Source organism: Christensenella sp. MSJ-20 (assembly GCF_044357945.1).
GTDB lineage: Bacteria > Bacillota > Clostridia > Christensenellales > QAND01 > QAND01.
Genome location: NZ_CP076563.1, coordinates 1,649,804 through 1,667,793, shown reverse-complemented (window position 1 = coordinate 1,667,793; position 17,990 = coordinate 1,649,804). Strand labels below are relative to the sequence as shown.

At 59.6% G+C, this 17,990-nt stretch carries 13 protein-coding genes; 1 reads left to right on the top strand and 12 read right to left on the bottom strand.

Annotation, left to right across the window (positions count from 1 at the left end; all coding sequences use genetic code 11):
* Positions 1-84: 84 nt before the first annotated feature.
* From rpsG to KP626_RS08385, 12 genes are all read right to left on the bottom strand, one after another.
* Positions 85-555 (bottom strand): 30S ribosomal protein S7, encoded by a 471-nt coding sequence (rpsG, locus tag KP626_RS08440; protein ID WP_395976682.1) that lies wholly within the window; start codon positions 553-555, stop codon positions 85-87.
* Between the two features lie 43 nt (positions 556-598).
* On the bottom strand, positions 599-973 hold the full coding sequence (rpsL, locus tag KP626_RS08435; protein ID WP_395976680.1) for a 30S ribosomal protein S12: 375 nt from the start codon (positions 971-973) through the stop codon (positions 599-601).
* A 291-nt stretch (positions 974-1,264) separates the two neighbouring features.
* Complete coding sequence (gene rpoC / locus KP626_RS08430) at positions 1,265-4,885, bottom strand: DNA-directed RNA polymerase subunit beta' (protein WP_395976678.1); 3,621 nt, start codon at positions 4,883-4,885, stop codon at positions 1,265-1,267.
* Between the two features lie 18 nt (positions 4,886-4,903).
* Complete coding sequence (gene rpoB, locus KP626_RS08425; protein ID WP_395976676.1) at positions 4,904-8,689, bottom strand: DNA-directed RNA polymerase subunit beta; 3,786 nt, start codon at positions 8,687-8,689, stop codon at positions 4,904-4,906.
* A 438-nt stretch (positions 8,690-9,127) separates the two neighbouring features.
* The gene (locus KP626_RS08420; RefSeq protein WP_395979001.1) at positions 9,128-10,219 is read right to left on the bottom strand and encodes a PIN/TRAM domain-containing protein; all 1,092 of its coding nucleotides are present in this window, start codon (positions 10,217-10,219) and stop codon (positions 9,128-9,130) included.
* A 122-nt stretch (positions 10,220-10,341) separates the two neighbouring features.
* A complete protein-coding gene (gene radA / locus KP626_RS08415; RefSeq protein ID WP_395976674.1) occupies positions 10,342-11,739 on the bottom strand; it encodes a DNA repair protein RadA in 1,398 nt (465 codons plus the stop codon).
* A gap of 4 nt (positions 11,740-11,743) precedes the next feature.
* Positions 11,744-12,892 (bottom strand): hypothetical protein, encoded by a 1,149-nt coding sequence (locus tag KP626_RS08410; RefSeq protein ID WP_395976672.1) that lies wholly within the window; start codon positions 12,890-12,892, stop codon positions 11,744-11,746.
* Positions 12,879-13,364 carry a 2-C-methyl-D-erythritol 2,4-cyclodiphosphate synthase gene (gene ispF, locus KP626_RS08405; RefSeq protein ID WP_395976670.1) on the bottom strand — a complete coding sequence of 162 codons (486 nt, stop codon included), beginning with the start codon at positions 13,362-13,364 and terminating at the stop codon, positions 12,879-12,881. The genes KP626_RS08410 and ispF overlap by 14 nt, the downstream gene beginning before the upstream one ends.
* Before the next feature lie 10 nt (positions 13,365-13,374).
* A complete protein-coding gene (locus KP626_RS08400) occupies positions 13,375-13,617 on the bottom strand; it encodes an RNA-binding S4 domain-containing protein (protein ID WP_395976668.1) in 243 nt (80 codons plus the stop codon).
* A 120-nt stretch (positions 13,618-13,737) separates the two neighbouring features.
* Positions 13,738-14,010: an HU family DNA-binding protein gene (locus KP626_RS08395; RefSeq protein WP_395976666.1), complete on the bottom strand. Its 273-nt coding sequence runs from the start codon at positions 14,008-14,010 to the stop codon at positions 13,738-13,740.
* Positions 14,011-14,141: 131 nt separating this feature from the next.
* Positions 14,142-15,578, bottom strand: a complete 1,437-nt coding sequence (mazG, locus tag KP626_RS08390) for a nucleoside triphosphate pyrophosphohydrolase (protein ID WP_395976664.1) — start codon at positions 15,576-15,578, stop codon at positions 14,142-14,144.
* A gap of 4 nt (positions 15,579-15,582) precedes the next feature.
* A complete protein-coding gene (locus tag KP626_RS08385; protein ID WP_395976662.1) occupies positions 15,583-17,196 on the bottom strand; it encodes an oligosaccharide flippase family protein in 1,614 nt (537 codons plus the stop codon).
* A gap of 185 nt (positions 17,197-17,381) precedes the next feature.
* Here KP626_RS08385 and KP626_RS08380 point away from each other — a divergent pair, with 185 nt between their 5' ends.
* The gene (locus tag KP626_RS08380) at positions 17,382-17,978 is read left to right on the top strand and encodes a GNAT family N-acetyltransferase (protein WP_395976660.1); all 597 of its coding nucleotides are present in this window, start codon (positions 17,382-17,384) and stop codon (positions 17,976-17,978) included.
* Positions 17,979-17,990 lie beyond the last annotated feature (12 nt).

Here is a 17,990-nt window from a genome sequence, read left to right as displayed (position 1 = left end):
TCCCCTCCTTCCAACATAGATAAAAAATTATACATTAATATTCCCCCAAAGAGGGGGAATATTCTTGTCGATTCAGATGCTCGCTTACCAGCGGTAATGGGCAAAGGCTCTGTTGGCCTCGGCCATCCGGTGGGTATCCTCCCGCTTCTTCACGGTGTTCCCCTGACCGTTGGCAGCGTCCATGATTTCCGCGGCCAGCCGCTCCTTCATGGTTTTCTCAGACCGGGCCCGAGAGTAGGTTACCAGCCACCGGATCCCCAGGGTCTGCCGGCGCTCCACCCGAATCTCAATGGGCACCTGGTAAGTAGCGCCGCCCACCCGGCGGGCCTTTACCTCAAGCTGGGGCTTGATGTTCTCCATACAGGCGTCAAACACCTCGATGGGCTCCTGGCCGGTCTTCTCACGGATGATGTCGAAAGCGTCATAGCAGACCCGCTGGGCAACGCCCCGCTTTCCATCCAGCATCACCTGGTTGATGAGCTTGGTCACAACGGTACTATTATAAATCGGATCGGGCAAAACTTCACGTTTTGGCACCCCGCCACGTCTAGGCATGATCGTTCCTCCTTTGGCTCAAAAGGCTTGTGCAGAAAGCGTTTTATTTCTTGGGCTTCTTGGTGCCGTAAAGGGAGCGGGCCTGCTGCCTGCCCACCACGCCGGCGGTATCCAAAGCGCCGCGGATGATGTGGTACCGCACACCGGGAAGGTCCTTCACCCTGCCGCCGCGGATCAATACCACGGAGTGCTCCTGCAGGTTGTGGCCCACGCCGGGAATGTAGCAGGTACCCTCCATGCCGTTTACCAGACGCACACGGGCGATCTTCCGCAGAGCCGAATTGGGCTTTTTAGGGGTCATGGTACGTACGGCAAGGCACACGCCCCGCTTCTGGGGGCTCTTCTTCAGGATAGGAGCCGTCGATTTATACTCCACCTTGGTTCTGCCTTTGCGAACCAATTGATTGATAGTAGGCATGTAAGTCCTCCTTACCCACAAAGGGATTTGCGCTTGGCCCCACGGATGGGTTTGTCCGTAAAGACCGTAAAACTTCCCGTACTTCGTTGCGGATCAGCATATTCCGCGGGCATTTTTCCATCCCTGCGTTCCAAGGAGGGAAAAATGGTCCTTTCGCATTCCAAAGGGTTCGGGTCACCACAATGGGCCGCACGTAAGGACACTAACGTATTTTAGCAAAACAAGAATACCCTGTCAACGGATAAATTTGCAAAAGCGCCGTGTCCTCGGGCTATTGGATGGATTCCCCGGTTAAATATCCAGGGAATCCAGGTTCATCTCGTCCAGAAGCGCGTCCACATCCAGTCCGCCAGGCAGGCTCTCCTCGTCCTCCAGCATCACGCTGCTCAGATCGATGGTATCCCGGCCCGCCTTTTTGATCTCAATCTCCTTATAGCGCCGCATGCCGGTGCCGGCGGGGATCAGCTTACCGATGATGACGTTCTCCTTAAGGCCCACCAGGGGATCCACCTTGCCCTTGATAGCGGCTTCGGTCAGCACCCGGGTGGTCTCCTGGAAGGAGGCGGCGGAGAGGAAGGAATCGGTGGCCAGACTGGCCTTGGTGATGCCCATCAGCACATACTTTGCGGTGGCGGGCTGGCCTCCCTCCAGAATAGCCTTCTCGTTCTCGGTCTCAAAGCGGTGGATGTCCACCAGCTCGCCGGGCAGCAGGTCGGTATCGCCAAACTCCTCGATACGAACCTTCCGCAGCATCTGCCGGATGATCACCTCGATGTGCTTGTCGTTGATCTCAACACCCTGGAGCCGGTAAACCGACTGCACCTCCCGGAGCAGGTAGTTCTGCACGCCCTTGATGCCCTTGATCTTCAGAATATCATGGGGGTTGATGGGGCCTTCGGTGAGGGCCTCGCCGGCCTCCAGCACATCCCCGTTCTTCACCCGCAGACGGCTCTGGAAGGGGATGGCGTAGGTCTCGGATTCCCCGTCTTCGTTGCTGACGGTAACCTCCCGGCGCTTCTTGCTGTCGTCGATGGACACCACGCCGGAAATCTCGGTAATGATGGCCAGGCCCTTGGGCTTCCGAGCCTCAAACAGCTCCTCAACCCGGGGAAGGCCCTGGGTAATATCGTCTCCGGCAACACCGCCGGTATGGAACGTCCGCATGGTCAGCTGGGTGCCGGGCTCGCCGATGGACTGAGCCGCGATGACGCCCACCGCCTCGCCGATGGATACCAATCCGCCGGTGGCCAGGTTCCGGCCATAGCACTTGGCACAGACGCCATGCTTGGCCCGGCAGGTCAATACCGAACGGACATTGACCTCATGGATGCCGGCGGCCACGATCTTCTCCACCGCGTCGCTGCCGATCTCCTCATTGAGGGGGACGATCACCTCTCCGGTAGCGGGATCCACAATCTCCTCGGCGGCTACCCGGCCCAGAAGCCGGTCGGCTAGAGGCTCGATAACCTCCTTGCCGTTGGTAATATCCGAGACGGTGATGCCCCGGATGGTCTCGCCCAGCTCGGCAAAGCAATCCTCCTCGTTGACGATCACCTCCTGGGATACGTCCACCAAACGGCGGGTCAGGTATCCGGAGTCCGCGGTCCGAAGCGCGGTATCGGCCAATCCCTTTCGGGCGCCGTGGGAGCTGATGAAGAACTCCAGCACCGTAAGGCCCTCCCGGAAGTTGGCCTTGATGGGCAATTCGATAATCTGGCCAGAAGGATCAGCCATGAGGCCGCGCATACCGGCCAGCTGGCGGATCTGGTTCACGCTACCGCGGGCGCCGGAAACCGCCATCATATAGACGGGGTTATCCTGGGCTAGGCCCTTCATCAGGGCGTTGGTCACCCGCTTGGTGGTATCCTCCCACACCCGGATCACCTGGCGGCGGCGCTCCTCCTCAGACAAAAAGCCCATGCGGAAGTTGGCCTCAATGACGGAAACCTGCTGCTCGGCCTCGGCCAAAAGGGTCTCCTTCTCCTTGGGAACGGCCAGGTCTCCCACGCTGATGGTAACGGCGCCCTTAGTGGAATACATAAAGCCAAGGCGCTTGATCTCGTCCAGCACGTTGCAGGTAACGGTGGAACCGTTGACCTCAAAGCTCCGCGCCACAATATCGTTCAAGGCGTTCTTGTCGACCACCTTTTCGATCTCCAAAGTCAGGGTATTCTCCCTAAGGCTCCGGTCCACATAGCCCAGGTTCTGGGGCACGGCGGAGTTAAAGATCAGACGGCCTACGGTGGTGTCGATAAGGCCCACCACCCGTTCGCCCTCAAACTCCCCTTCCATCCGGACCTTCACCTTGCTGTGCAGGGTCACGTTGCCGGTCTGATAGGCCATGATGGCCTCGTCGGGGCTGGCAAAGACGGCGCCCTCGCCCTTTTCCCCATCCCGCACGATGGTCAGGTAATAGGCGCCCATAACCATATCCTGGGTGGGGGAAACCACGGGCTTGCCGTCCTGGGGCTTCAGAAGGTTGTTGGCGGAAAGCATCAGGAACCGGGATTCGGCCTGGGCCTCCACCGACAGGGGAATATGAACGGCCATCTGGTCGCCGTCAAAGTCGGCGTTGTAAGCGGTACAGACCAAGGGCTGCAGCTTTAAGGCCCGGCCCTCCACCAGCACCGGTTCAAAGGCCTGGATACCCAGGCGGTGCAGGGTAGGCGCGCGGTTCAGCAGCACGGGATGATCCTTGATGATGTCCTCCAGCACATCCCAAACCTTGGAATCCATCCGCTCGGTCATCTTCTTGGCCTGGCGGACGTTGTGGGCAAAGTTCTCCTCCACCAGCTTTTTCAGCACAAAGGGCTTAAACAGCTCCAGGGCCATTTCCTTGGGCAGGCCGCACTGGTACATCTTCAGCTCGGGGCCCACCACGATAACGCTTCGGCCGGAGTAGTCCACCCGCTTGCCCAAAAGGTTCTGGCGGAAGCGGCCCTGCTTGCCCCGCAAAAGGTCGGAGAGGGACTTTAAGGGCCGGTTGCCGGGGCCGGTTACGGGGCGGCCGCGGCGGCCATTATCGATCAGGGCATCCACCGCCTCCTGAAGCATCCGTTTTTCGTTGCGCACGATGATATCCGGAGCCTTCAGTTCCAGAAGCCGCTTTAAGCGGTTGTTCCGGTTGATGACCCGGCGGTACAGGTCGTTCAAATCGCTGGTCGCAAACCGGCCGCCGTCCAGCTGCACCATGGGCCGCAGCTCCGGAGGAATCACCGGTACCACGTCCAGGATGATCCACTCAGGCTTATTGCCGCTCTTGCGGAAGGCCTCGATGACCTCCAGCCGCTTTACCGCGCGGATCCGCTTCTGGCGGCTCATGGACTCCAGATCGTTCCGCAGCTGGGTGGCGATCTCATCCAGATCCAGGGCCTTGAGCAGCTCCTTGACGCTTTCGGCTCCCATGCCGGCGCGGAAGCTTCCCTTGCCGTAGGCCTCCTCGGCGTCCTTGAATTCCTTATCGGTGATGACCTGCTTATAGGTCAGGTTGGTGGTGCCGGGATCCAGCACCACAAAGGCAGCAAAGTACAGCACCCGCTCCAGGGACCGGGGGGACATATCCAAAAGCAGTCCCATCCGGCTGGGGATCCCCTTAAAATACCAGATGTGGGATACCGGCGCCGCCAGCATGATATGGCCCATCCGCTCCCGGCGCACCTTGCTCTTGGTGATCTCCACGCCGCACTTGTCGCAAACCATGCCCTTGTAGCGGACCCGCTTATACTTTCCGCAATGGCACTCCCAGTCCTTGGTGGGTCCAAAGATGCGCTCGCAGAACAAGCCGTCCTTTTCGGGCTTTAGGGTACGGTAGTTGATGGTTTCGGGCTTCCGCACCTCTCCCCGGGACCACTCCAAAATCTGCTCGGGGGACGCAAGGCCAATCTGTATGCTATCGAAGTTGTTCAGTTCCATCCTTCGCACTCCCTTCTATCACTGGGAAAGCCCGTCGGGGGTCTCCGTTTCCTCCCCGGCTGCGCTGGGTTCCTCATCCAATCCGTCGTCCACGCTCAGCTCATCCAGATCCAGGCTGAAGATCTCCTCGTCCAGATCCAGGCCGGTAACGCCGGCGATGTCAAAGACATCCCGCTCTCCCTCCTCGCCTTCGGCCTCCTTGGCGGGTGCGGGCGCATCCAGATCCATGGCGGCGGGGATGTAACTGTCGCCGTCCATCTTCTTGATGTCGATGGTATCAAACTCGTCATCCACGGAATCCCGCAGCTTGATCTCGTTGTTGTCCTCGTTGAGCACCCGGACGTTCAGCGCCAAACTCTGCAGTTCCTTGATCAGCACCTTAAAGGATTCCGGCACCCCAGGCTCGGGGATGTTCTCCCCCTTGATGATGCTCTCGTAGGTCTTGACGCGGCCCACCACATCGTCGGATTTCACCGTCAAAATCTCCTGGAGGGTATGGGCGGCGCCATAGGCCTCCAGAGCCCACACCTCCATCTCGCCGAAGCGCTGGCCGCCGAACTGGGCCTTGCCGCCCAGGGGCTGCTGGGTCACCAGGCTGTAAGGGCCGGTGGAGCGGGCGTGGATCTTGTCGTCCACCAGATGGTGGAGCTTCAGGATGTACATATATCCCACGGTAACGGGGTTTTCAAAGGGTTCGCCGGTGCGGCCGTCATGGAGGATCATCTTGCCGTCTCTGCTGTATCCGGCCTGTTCCAAGAGATCCATGATCTCAATCTCGTTGGCGCCGTCAAAGACAGGGGTGGCAACCTCCCATCCAAAGTATTTGGCCACCAGGCCCAAGTGGACCTCCAGCACCTGGCCGATGTTCATACGGGAGGGAACGCCCAGGGGATTGAGCACCAGCTCCAAGGGGGTGCCGTCGGGCAGGAAGGGCATATCCTCCTCGGGCAGAATCCGGGAGATAACACCCTTGTTGCCGTGGCGTCCCGCCATCTTGTCGCCTACGCTGATCTTCCTGCGCTGAGCGATGTATACCCGCACCAGCTGGTTGACGCCGGCGGGCAGCTCATCCCGGTTCTCCCGGGTAAAGATTTTCACATCCACCACGATGCCGCCCTCGCCGTGGGGCACCCGCAAAGAGGTATCCCGGACCTCCCGGGCCTTCTCTCCGAAGATAGCCCGGAGCAGGCGCTCCTCGGCGGTGAGCTCCGTCTCCCCCTTGGGGGTCACCTTGCCCACCAGGATATCGCCGCTGCGCACCTCGGCGCCGATGCGAATGATGCCCTCGTCGTCCAGGTCCTTGAGGCTGTCGGCGCCCATGTTGGGGATGTCCCGGGTGATCTCCTCGGGCCCCAGTTTGGTGTCCCGCGCCTCGCACTCGTGCTCCTCGATATGGATGGAGGTAAAGGCGTCGTCCTTCACCAGCTTCTCGCTGATGAGGATAGCGTCCTCGTAGTTATAGCCCTCCCAGGGCATAAAGCCGATGAGCACGTTGCGGCCCAAGGCAATCTCCCCGTTTTTGGTGCTGGGCCCGTCGGCCAGAGCGTCCCCCTGATCCACATGCTGGCCCTTATCCACCAAAGGCCGCTGATTGATACAGGTGGCCTGGTTGCTCCGCATGAACTTGATGAGCTTGTAGCGATCCACCTCGCCATCGTCGGTCTGTACGGTGATGGACTTGGCGGTAACGTCCACCACGGTGCCCGGCCGCTTGGCCAGGATCACCATGCCGGAATCCCGGGCGGCCTTGTATTCCATCCCAGTACCCACGATGGGCACCTGGGGATTCAAAAGGGGCACCGCCTGGCGCTGCATGTTACTGCCCATCAGAGCCCGGTTGGCGTCGTCGTTCTCCAGGAAGGGGATCATGGCGGTGGCCACGGAAACCAGCTGCTTGGGAGAAACATCCATCAAATCGATGTTCTCCCGATCCTCCTCACCGATGAAATCCTGATACCGGGAGGTAACCCGCTCATGGATGAACTTCCCGTTCTCATCCACGGCCTCGTTGGCCTGGGCTACGATGAACTCATCCTCCTGGTCGGCGGTGAGATAGATGATCTCGTCGGTGACAATGCCCTTCCCCTTGATGACCTTCCGATAGGGGGACTCGATAAATCCATACTCGTTGACCCGGGCATAGGTGGACAGGGAGCCGATCAACCCAATGTTGGGGCCTTCCGGGGTCTCAATGGGGCACATCCGGCCATAATGGCTGTGGTGTACGTCCCGAACCTCAAAGCTGGCCCGTTCCCGGTTGAGACCTCCCGGCCCCAAGGCGGACAGACGCCGCTTGTGGGTCAGCTCCGCCAACAGGTTGGTCTGATCCATAAACTGGGATAGCTGGCTCGAACCGAAGAACTCCTTGATGGCGGCGGAAACCGGCCGGATGTTGATCAGATTGCTGGGGGTGGCGGTCTCCATATCCTGGATGCTCATCCGCTCCCGAACCACCCGCTCCAGGCGGCTCAGGCCCACCCGGATCTGGTTCTGCATCAGCTCGCCCACGCTGCGAAGCCGCCGGTTGCCCAGATGGTCGATATCGTCGGTGGTGCCAATGCCGTAGCTAAGGCCCATGAGGTAGTTCAAGGTGGCAAGCACATCGTCGGGATGGATGTGCTTGGGCATGAGCAGATCCACGTTCTGCTTCAAAACGGCCCGCAGCTCCGCCTCGGTCCAATCGTCCCGCTCGGAGTAAAGCTCCATAAAAGTGGGGAAATGGGCCTTCTCCATGATGCCCACTTCCTTCACGTCGAAGCCCGCAAAGGGGGTCAGATCCACAAAGTTGTTGCCAAAGATCTTAACGGTCTCTTCCCCCGCCCGAACCAACGCCTCGTTGGCGCCGGTGGCGCTGATCTCGGCAGCCCGCTCCCGGGAGATGGTCTCCCCGGCCTCCGCCAACACTTCGCCGGTATAGGGATTGACCAAATCGGCAGCCAGAACCTGCCCGGTCAGACGGGCGGCCAGGTCCAGCTTCTTGTTGAGCTTATACCGGCCCACCCGGGCCAGGTCATAGCGCTTGGGATCAAAGAACAGGGAATCCACGATCTGCCGGGCGGATTCCTCAGCGGGGGGCTCGCCGGGCCGCAGCCGCTTATAGATCTCGATGAGACCCTCAGCGGAGGTCTTGGCCACGTCCTTAACCATGGTATTGAGGAGCATCCGGTTCTCGCCGAATTTCTCAATGATCTCCTCGTCGGTGCCGCAGCCCATGGCCCGGGCGATGACGGTGAGGGGCAGCTTCCGGGTCCGATCCACCCGTACCCACATACAGTCGTTGCTGTCCATCTCATATTCCAGCCAGGCGCCCCGGTTGGGGATCACGGTGGCGGAATAGAGCTGCTTGCCGCTTTTGTCGGTGGTCACGTCATAGTACACCCCGGGGCTGCGGACCAGCTGGCTGACGATGACCCGCTCGGCGCCGTTGATGATGAAGGTCCCCTGCTCGGTCATCAGGGGGAAGTCCCCCATAAAGACCTCCTGCTCCTTCACCTCGCCGGTCTCCTTGTTGATCAAGCGAACCAGGACCCGCAGAGGTGCGGCGTAGTTCACGTCCCGCTCCTTGCACTCCTCCACGGAGTACTTGGGGGTCTTCTCCAGGGTATAGTCTACGAATTCCAGCAGTAGATTTTCAGAATAGTCGGTGATGGGAGAGATGTCGGCAAACACCTCTTTTAGATCTTGTTCCAGGAATTTGTTGTAGGAGTTTTTTTGGATTTCAATAAAATCCGGCATTTGCAGAACTTCCTCGATGCGAGAAAAGCTCATTTTCTTCCGCTTGCCCAATTCGATCTCATGGACCATACTGCGCGTCACTCCCAATCTTAAGTTGCTTTTGCCAGCAATCGCCGTGAAAACATGGCTATTGCAATAACCCTTCGCATATTGTAGAATGTACCCAGGAAATCGGCCGGGGCTGATTCCCATTTGGGGAACGGACCCATCCGAAACGCAAAGTGTAGGCAATATATTAAATTATCATAACATCCACCCGTTGTCAATCGATTTTCGGGTAGGGTGTCTATTTTTTTGTAGCTTTTTGTTCCAATGATTCCCATGCCGCCCCCAATCCAATCAACCGGAACGCCGTAACCCAGAGCGCAGCCAGGCTTACAGCGGAAACGCCCACAGCGTCAGTCTCCCTGCAAAAAGCCGGTAGAAGCTGGGCGCCTACGGCAAACGTCCCCATCCCCAGAAGAAAAAAGGGAAGGAGTACTCCTTCCCTTTTTTGACTTCTTGCTGCTATGCCACCACCCGGGCAAAGATCATGCGCCCCGCGCCGGTCTGGAGCACGCTGGTGATGGAAACGTCCACCGTCTGGCCGATGCGCTTGCTCCCGCCATCCACCACGATCATGGTACCGTCGTCCAGGTAGGCCAGCCCCTGGCCAGCCTCCTTCCCCTCCCGGATGATCTGGGTATTGAGGATCTCCCCAGGCATAACGGGGGTTTTCACCGCCGTAGCCAGGGCGTTGATGTTGATGACCCCCACGTTCTTTACGGTCGCCACCTTGTTGAGATTGAGATCATTGGTGATGATCTTTCCCTTCATGTCGCTGGCCAAGCGGATGAGCTTCTCGTCCACCTCAATCCCCTCGTAGTCCTTGTCGCTGACCACCACATTGGGGAATTCCTGCTGCAGCTGGGACAGGATATCCAACCCCCTTCTGCCCTTTTGCCGGCGGAGGGAGTCAGAGCTATCAGCAATGTGCCGCAGCTCCCCCAGCACAAACTCCGGGATAACGATCCGCCCGTCGATGATGCCAGTCTTCGCCACGTCGTAGATGCGCCCGTCGATGATGGCGCTGGTATCCAAAATCTTGGGGGGGACGTTCCGGTCCTGGCGGCTGGCCTTCTGCTTGCGCTCGCCCGATTGCTTGGCCGCCACGGCCTCCGTCATGCTCCCCAGCTCCCCCTTCCGTTTTAGGGCCACGTCAACGCCCAGATAGGCCATGACCAGGTAAACCACAATGGAAAGCGGAGTGGATAGCCAAGGGATGGGAATTTGGTTGATGAGGGTAGAGAGTAGTAATGCAATGATAAGTCCGACGATAAGACCCACACTTGCAAACACCACATCCTTTGTAGGGATCTTGGACATCTGGGCGTCCAGCACCGCGCCGATCTTCCGCACCAGCGCCTCCAGCTTGGGATAGATGATGTAGAAAAACAGGCCGCCGATGACCCCCGCGATGAAGTACGCGCCCACCAGCATCCAGCCCATAAGCCACGGGATCTCATGGACCACGCCAATGGCAGTCAAAAGGCTGATAACCCCCACAAAGATCCCAATGCCGGCAAACACGCCCAAGGTCGCTACAAGTAGCCGTATCACTCGATTCAATTCTTTCACCTCCTCTCTAGAACAACTCAAGTTTAGACTATCATATTTCCCCAAAGAAAAAAAGGCGGCAAGGCAAAATGTACCATTTCCGCCATACTTTCTTCAGGCTTTCTTCATATCTGTTCTCCATCCTTCCGTCCCTTTCGCAGCGTGGCCGCAAGGGCAGCGGAAACGTCCTTTGCAAAGAGCAGTCGGATCTGGGGAAAATCCTCCTTTTTGACGCCCCGGGTAGGGGGCAGCACCACGGTGGAAAATCCCAGCCGGGCGCACTCCTGGATTCGGCGTTCCATCTGGCTCACATGGCGGATCTCCCCCGATAGGCCCACCTCCCCGATGAACACCGTATCCTCCAATAGAGGCATGTCCAGGGCTGCGGACGCAAGGGCTGCAATCACCGCCAGATCCCCCGAGGGCTCCGCCATCCGCATGCCGCCTACAGCGTTCATATAGACGTCCCTGCTGGCAAGGGAGATTCCCGCCCGCCGCTCCAGCACGGCGATCATCAGCACCATGCGGTTAAACTCCACCCCCTGGCACATCCGCCGGGGATTGCCGTAGCTGGTGTCGGTAACCAGAGCCTGCACCTCGCACATCATGGGGCGGGAGCCCTCCACGCTGCAGGTCACCGATACCCCCGCTACCCCCCGGGTCATGGAGGAAAGCATGTAGGCGGAGGCGTCCTCCACCGCCACCATGCCGCCGGCCTGCATCTCAAAGATCCCAATCTCGTTGGTGGAGCCAAAGCGGTTCTTCACCGCCCGCAGCACCCGAAGGGTACTCTGCCGCTCCCCTTCAAAGTACAGCACCGTATCCACCATATGCTCCAGCACCCGGGGCCCCGCGATGGCCCCTTCCTTAGTAACGTGTCCCACAAAGATGAGATAGAACCCCGTCTCCTTGGCCAAACTCATGAGGTAGGCGGCGCTCTCCCGCACCTGGGCCACGCTGCCCGGCGCCGAGGTGATGGTGTCCAGATAAATGGTTTGAATGGAGTCAATGACCACCACCTGGGGCCCAATCTTCTCGATGCTGTCCCGGATGGCGGACACCAGGGTTTCGGCCAACACAAATAGCTCCTCCCCCGCCACCCCCAGACGGCGGGCCCGAAGGCTCACCTGGCGGACGGATTCCTCCCCCGATACATACAGCACCCGTTTCCCCGAAAGGGACAGGCTGTCACAGGCCTGCAGCAAGAGGGTGGACTTCCCCACGCCGGGCTCGCCTCCCAGCAGCAGGACGCCTCCCTCAATGTATCCGCCCCCCAACACCCGATCCAATTCCGCGATCCCGGTGGGGATATGGGGCACCTTTTCCCCCGTCACGTCCTTGATGTGGACGGGGGCGGCGGGCACTCTCCCCATGGAGGCGCCCCGGCGGTCGGGGGCGGCGGGAGCCGCAGCCTGCTGCTCCACCATGGTGTTCCAGGAGCCGCAGCCGCTGCACCGGCCCATCCACTTCCCCGACTCATATCCGCATTCCGTGCATACAAATACCGTTTTTGCTTTCGCCATCGTCTCAGTCCAATACCGCGTATTTTAGAATATCCCGTTCCCGAACCTCGTCGGTGATGTTAAACCAGGCCACGCCATGCTCCCCCACGTCCCCAAGGAAGCAGTATTCCCCCACCGGGGAAACCCGGCAAAGGGTGTCGGTCCGAAAGAAATAGGCCCAGACCACGCCGCCCTGGGTAAAGGCCAGAAAGTTCTCTCCCAGCCCAAATCCCTGAACCCCCTCGGCGATCTTTTTCGGCCGGTTGCCCTCCACCGAAAGGTACAGCCCCGCCCCGTCTGCAAGGCTGCTGTCCATCCAGGCCCGGGCCCTGCCGTTGGTCACCGGACTGTATACAAACATTTCCGGGAAATAGGTCTCGGGAGCGGTTCTGCTGCCATCCAGGGGTAGCATCTTTAAAACGCCCAGAGCGCTGTCCTCGGTACGGTCAGGATCCGGCTCGGCCCAAACCACCTCGCCGCCGCCCACTCCAGGCGCGGACAGGCCAAAAGGGGAGTCGGAAAACACCGCCAGGGTGGTCAGCTCCAGGGTCTCGATATCCATCAGGTAAAGCTTCTCGGTCACGTTCCCCGTCCGCTCCATCCATACGGCAAACCCGCCGCAGACCCGTACCTGGGGCCAGCCGTAGGGCACCCGCATCAGCTCTTTTACCGCTTGGGTCTCCCGGTTATAGGCGTAGATATTGCCACCGCCCGCGTCCTTGCTGTCAAAATAGACGATATACTGAGCGTTGACGTCCAGGGACAAAATGCCGTCGTTCTTCGCCTGAATGCCCTCCACCCGGGTGGTCTCCTTGGTCATGATGTTATGGACGTTGACGGCCACCAAGGTCTTGCCGGTGCCATCCATCCCTCCGGGGAAGAAGATCTCGTCTCCCAGGATGGCGGGATCCCCAATGCTGCGATTGTTGCCGGTAAGCAGCACCTCACGGGACTTATCCGATAGATCCACCACGGGAGAGGCGCTCTGAAGGGGCAGCACGTTTTCCCCAATATCCGATTGAAACAGCCCTCCAATCCAAGGCACCACAAACCGCAGAACCAAAAACAGCGCTAGGCCCGCCGCCAGAACACACATCCCTAGAAGGACAAAGGGCCACCAGGGCCGGGACCGCCACCAGCCCCGGGGACGATAGGGCCGGTCAAGCCGTCTCATGGCGCTTCTCCAACTGGCAGACGGCCAGAGCGCAGATCCCCTCTTCCCGGCCGGCAAACCCCATGCCCTCGGTGGTGGTGGCCTTTAGGTTGATGCGGTCCCCCCGGCAGTCCAAAGCCGCCGCCAGACGCTCCCGCATGGCCGAAAAATAGGGGGACAGCTTGGGGGCCTGGGCCACGACGGTGCAGTCCAGGTTCACCAGTCCATACCCCTCTTCCGCCGCCAGCTCCCAAACCCGGCGCAAAAGCGCCACGCTGTCAGCATCCTTGTAAGCGGGATCGTTGTCGGGAAAATGCACGCCGATGTCCCGCAGCCCGGCCGCCCCCAGGATGGCGTCCATCACCGCATGCGTCAGTACGTCGGCGTCGGAATGCCCCAACAGTCCCAAGGGATGGGCAATCTCCACCCCTCCAAGGATCAGCTTCCGGTCCGGCGTCAGCCGGTGGGCGTCAAAGCCCATGCCCACGCTCATGGACGGCCTCCTAGCTGAGCCGCCGGTACATGGACGCAGCGTCCTCCTTGAGGGCGTGTTCCTGTACCGACAGCACCTCATAGCGGGTGGTCTCCCCCTTAAAGGTGATGGCAATGGTATCGCCGATCTTCACCCGATCCCCAGGCTTGGCGGGCTTTCCGTTCAACTCAATCTTCTGGGCGTCACAGGCGGCGTTGGCAACGGTACGCCGCTTGATCAGCCGGCTAACCTTCAAAAACTTATCGATTCTCATATCCGTCTCCTTTGATTTCATTTCATTATACCATGGCGGCCATGGGCCCGGCAGAGGGGATTTGCGAGAAATAAAAAAAGGATGCAGAGATTCGCCCCGCATCCCAAACAGTTGATTTTCTTATTTGATGCTGTCCTTCAGAGCCTTGCCCGCTTTGAACACAGGGGACTTGCTGGCCGCGATGGTGATGGGCTGCTTGGTGGCAGGGTTGATCCCAGCGCGCTCGGCCCGCTCCTTTACCTCAAAGTTGCCGAAGCCCATGATCTGAACCTTATCGCCGGCCTTCAGCGTATCGGTGATCACTTCGATCATCGCGTTCACGGCCTTATCGGCATCCTTCTTGGTCAATTCGCTCTTCTCCGCCACAGCGGCAATAAACTGAGTTTTATTCACTAGAACTACCTCCTATGCTTTTCCCTTGCGGGCAAGTCTAAAAATTGGCTTTTGGCTTGTACAACAGATTTTCCTGTAAAACGTCCCGATTGTCAAGCCTCTTTTCTCATTTCCTACGGAATTGTTGCAAATCAGTGCTTTTTTGCCCGTTCCCATAGGGCGTCCATCTGGTCCAGGTCCATCTCTTTCAGAGATTTCCCCTCTTCCGCCGCCATGGATTCCATGGCAAGAAACCGGCTTTTGAACTTCTCGCAGGTGAGGAATAGAGCGGTGTCCCCATCCAACCCCATGAGCCGGATCACGTTGACGCAGGCAAAGAGCAGATCTCCCGCCTCCGCCAGGGCCTCCTCCTTCCTGCCCCCGTCAAAGGCCTCCGTCAGCTCCAAAAGCTCCTCCCGTACCTTTTCGGCGGCGGGGCGGTAATCCTCCCAATCGAATCCCCACCGAGCGGCTTTTTTCTGGATCTCCTCGGCCATCTTCAGGGGAGGAAGGCCTTTTCCCACATCGGCAAGATAGCTTTTCTGCCCCTCTTGTCCCCGCTCTCTGCGTTTGATCTCCTCCCAGTTGTCCAACACCTCCCCGGTGCTGGACACCGCCACATCGCCGAACACATGGGGATGCCGGCGCATCATCTTCTGGCAGATACCCGTGGCCACATCGGTGATATCGTATTCCCCGTGCTCCTCGCCGATGATGGCATGCAGGGCGATCTGTAACAGCAAATCGCCAAACTCCTCCGCCATATGGAAGGGATCCCCCTCCTGGATGGCTCCCAGCACCTCATAGGCCTCCTCCAGCAGATTGCGCCGGAGGCTGTCATGGGTCTGCTCCCGATCCCACGGGCATCCCTCGGGGCTCCGCAGGATGCGGCAGACCTCGATGAGGTCCTCCATGGCAAAACGCTCCTTTTCCCGAAGCTCCAGCCGGGGCACCACGAGCGTGCAGAACGGGGTAAAGGCCCGGGGACGATCCAGCTCCACCAGCGGGATCTCCTCCACGCCGTTCCCCTCTAAAGGATCCGAGAGATATACCCGGTGGTCATGGGGATAGGCCTCCAAAAGGGCCAGCTTGGCCATGCCCGCCCGGAGAGGGCTGTTGACCTCTGGGATCACCAGATCCATGCCGCTGTTTGCGGTAAGGCCCTCCTTTTTCAAATCATCGGTAACCCGAAGCCCCCGTTCCGGCACCACGCCCGCCTCCGCCAGCGCCAGGGTGGCCAGGGAAGGACCGGGGAGCACACCCACGGCAATCCCTTCCCGCCGGGCAACGGAGAGGAGCTGGGCCGCGGCGGCGTTGTCCCCCGCGCCGTCCCCCGCCACACAGAGGGCCACCTCCCCCTTTTCCGCGGCTTCCAGCGCCATGCGAACCACCCGATCGTTGAAGGCGGCAAAATTCTGACTGCTCTCATAGAGCTCATCTAGGTACCGCCCTCCTACAGCCTCCTGAATTCCGCGAAACCCGGGATACGCCTGGGTCTGCAAGAGGATCTCAGCGCAGCCCTTCAGCCTTTCCAAGACCTGGGGCTCCACCCCCTGGGCGCTGCCCATTCCCACAATGGTAATTCCCATATCGCTACCTCCAAATCCCCATGCGGCGCATGTAGTAATCCAGCTTGGAGCCGCCGGGCAGCAGCTTGGCGTCAGCGGGCTGGAGCGCCCGTACCAGCAACACCATGCCGATGTAAACCAGGCCGGCCAGGCCGATGCTCATTAGGGTCCCGATGGTATAGGACATCTTCATCCCGATCAGCCGGTAAGCAAAGTACGCCACCACGCCCATGGCCGTCGTAGCGGCGGCGGGCCGAAGCAGCATATCCACGAAATGGAACCGCAAATGCAGATGGCGGAAAACGTAGATCACGTTAAAGGACGCCGCGGTGATAAAGCAACAGACGGTGCCGATGGGCGCCCCCAGAATGTTGATCTCGGGGATGCGCAGCAGGATAAAGCTGACGATGATCTTCACAATGCCCCCGCACAGCATGCTGATGACGGGAATGTTGGGCCGGCCCATGCCCTGGAGGATGCCGTTGCTGGTCTGAACCAAGGTCATGAAGAACAGCCCGATGGACAGCACCTTCATCATCTGACCGGCAATCAGCAGCTCAGGGGTTCCCCTCAGGGAGCTGTACAGCACGCCGATGATGGGCTCGCCCAGCAGGAACAGCCCCACGCTGCAGGGCATGCCGATGAGCACCGCCAGTTTCAGGCCAATGGTAGCGTTCTGCTGGGCCTGGCGGCGGTTTCGCAGGGCGATGGCGTTGGCGATGGCGGGCACCAGGCTCATCTGCATGGCCATGGAAAGGATCCCCGGCATGTTGACCACCGGCGTCACATAGCCGGTAAGGATGCCAAAGTGCCCGGCGGCCACCTCCTGGCTGAAGCCCAGGGATTTTAAGATGTTCACCACCATACCGTTGTCGATGAGCATGACGATGGGCATGATGCTGGCGCCGATGGTGATGGGCACGGCAATGCGGAGCAGGCGGTTTACCACCGTCCGGTGCTGTTCAAACTTCCGGACCCGGGGGCTGGTCCGGATCTGGTATTTGATCTCCTTTTTCTTTACGTTGTATAGGACGTTCATGTAGATCATGGCGCAAAGCTCGCTGCCGGTAACGCCCAGCACCGCGCCTACGGCGCCGGCCAGGGCTCCGTTTGCGGACATCAGCTTGGCACAGACCACGCCCACCACCAGCTTTGCAACCTGCTCAATCACCTGGCTTGTGGCGGTAGGGGTCATCTGCTGAAGCCCCTGGAAATATCCACGATAGGCCGAGATGATGGATACAAACAACAGCGAGGGCGCGATCACCCGGATGGTGGCCGCCGCTTCGGGGATGCCCTGTAAGCTGGAGATCAATCCCGCTCCCAGGAACATCACAAGGGAGGTGGAAACCCCGATGACCAGCAGCATCTTGAAGGCCACCTGGAAGATATAGTGGGCATTGCGGTAGTCCCCCATGGCGGCCCGCTCGGCCACCAGCTTGCTGATGGCGGTGGGAATGCCCGCGGAGGAAACCACCAGCAGCGCCGAATAGATGGGATAGGCGATCTGGTAATAGGCGATACCGGTGGTGCCGATGATCCCCGCCAGGGGAATGCGGTACACCGCGCCCAGGATTTTGCATATAATGCCGGCGCCGGCCAGAATGGCCGCGCCCTTGGCAAAGGAATTCTTCTTCATGGGTATTCCTCCCTTTAAGACATAATTATAGCAAAAGCGGCCCAAACTTAATACCCATAATCTAAAATCGCCCAGAGCCCGCTATCCTATATTGATACGCCGGCCCCAAAGGAAAAAGTCCCGGCGGCGCCCATTGCGCGCCGAGGCCTCCTCATGTACAATATCCCCTAAAAGGAGATGCCGCTATGCCGTTGATTCGTCCCGCCACCCCCAAGGATGCTGCCACCATGAGCCGCATCCACGCCCTGTCCTGGAAAGCCGCGTACGGGGATATCCTGCCCCAGGCCTACCTCAGCCAGCTCCCACAGGAGCACTGGGTCCCCTTCTTTCTTCATAATCTGGGGAAGAACGGATTCAAAGCCTATCTCAGCATTTTGAAGGGGCAGGCTGTGGGCTGTGTTACCTTCGGGCCCGGCCGCAGGGAGATCCAGGGCGCACGCCAGGAAGGGGACTGGGGCGAAATCTATTCCCTCTATATCCTGCCGGAATATACCGGCCAGGGGCAGGGAAAGGCCCTTTTGCAGCATGCTCTCCGTCAAATGAAAGACGCCGGTCAAAAGGGCTGCTACCTCTGGGTGCTTCAGGAAAACCGGGATGCCCGGGGATTCTACCATGCCATGGGCTTTCAGAACGATCTGGTCCCCAGCGTCTTCACCCTGATGGACCGGGAGATCACCGACCTTCGCTATTCCAAAGCCTTTCCCCCCGCCGGCAGAGAACCAGGCGCTTTGGATGCTTCAGCCCATCGGCGCCCGTGGGACGACGGGGACCCCCGCTCATAAAAATCAACTCTA

Bases quoted from the DNA above. Each gene is read 5' to 3' on its own strand.
- KP626_RS08410 (WP_395976672.1), bottom strand. From the start codon at position 12,892: ATGAGACGGCTTGACCGGCCCTATCGTCCCCGGGGCTGGTGGCGGTCC.
- rpsG (WP_395976682.1), bottom strand. From the start codon at position 555: ATGCCTAGACGTGGCGGGGTGCCAAAACGTGAAGTTTTGCCCGATCCG.
- rpoC (WP_395976678.1), bottom strand. From the start codon at position 4,885: ATGGAACTGAACAACTTCGATAGCATACAGATTGGCCTTGCGTCCCCC.
- KP626_RS08400 (WP_395976668.1), bottom strand. From the start codon at position 13,617: ATGAGAATCGATAAGTTTTTGAAGGTTAGCCGGCTGATCAAGCGGCGT.
- mazG (WP_395976664.1), bottom strand. From the start codon at position 15,578: ATGGGAATTACCATTGTGGGAATGGGCAGCGCCCAGGGGGTGGAGCCC.
- rpoB (WP_395976676.1), bottom strand. From the start codon at position 8,689: ATGGTCCATGAGATCGAATTGGGCAAGCGGAAGAAAATGAGCTTTTCT.
- KP626_RS08385 (WP_395976662.1), bottom strand. From the start codon at position 17,196: ATGAAGAAGAATTCCTTTGCCAAGGGCGCGGCCATTCTGGCCGGCGCC.
- radA (WP_395976674.1), bottom strand. From the start codon at position 11,739: ATGGCGAAAGCAAAAACGGTATTTGTATGCACGGAATGCGGATATGAG.
- ispF (WP_395976670.1), bottom strand. From the start codon at position 13,364: ATGAGCGTGGGCATGGGCTTTGACGCCCACCGGCTGACGCCGGACCGG.
- rpsL (WP_395976680.1), bottom strand. From the start codon at position 973: ATGCCTACTATCAATCAATTGGTTCGCAAAGGCAGAACCAAGGTGGAG.
- KP626_RS08380 (WP_395976660.1), top strand. From the start codon at position 17,382: ATGCCGTTGATTCGTCCCGCCACCCCCAAGGATGCTGCCACCATGAGC.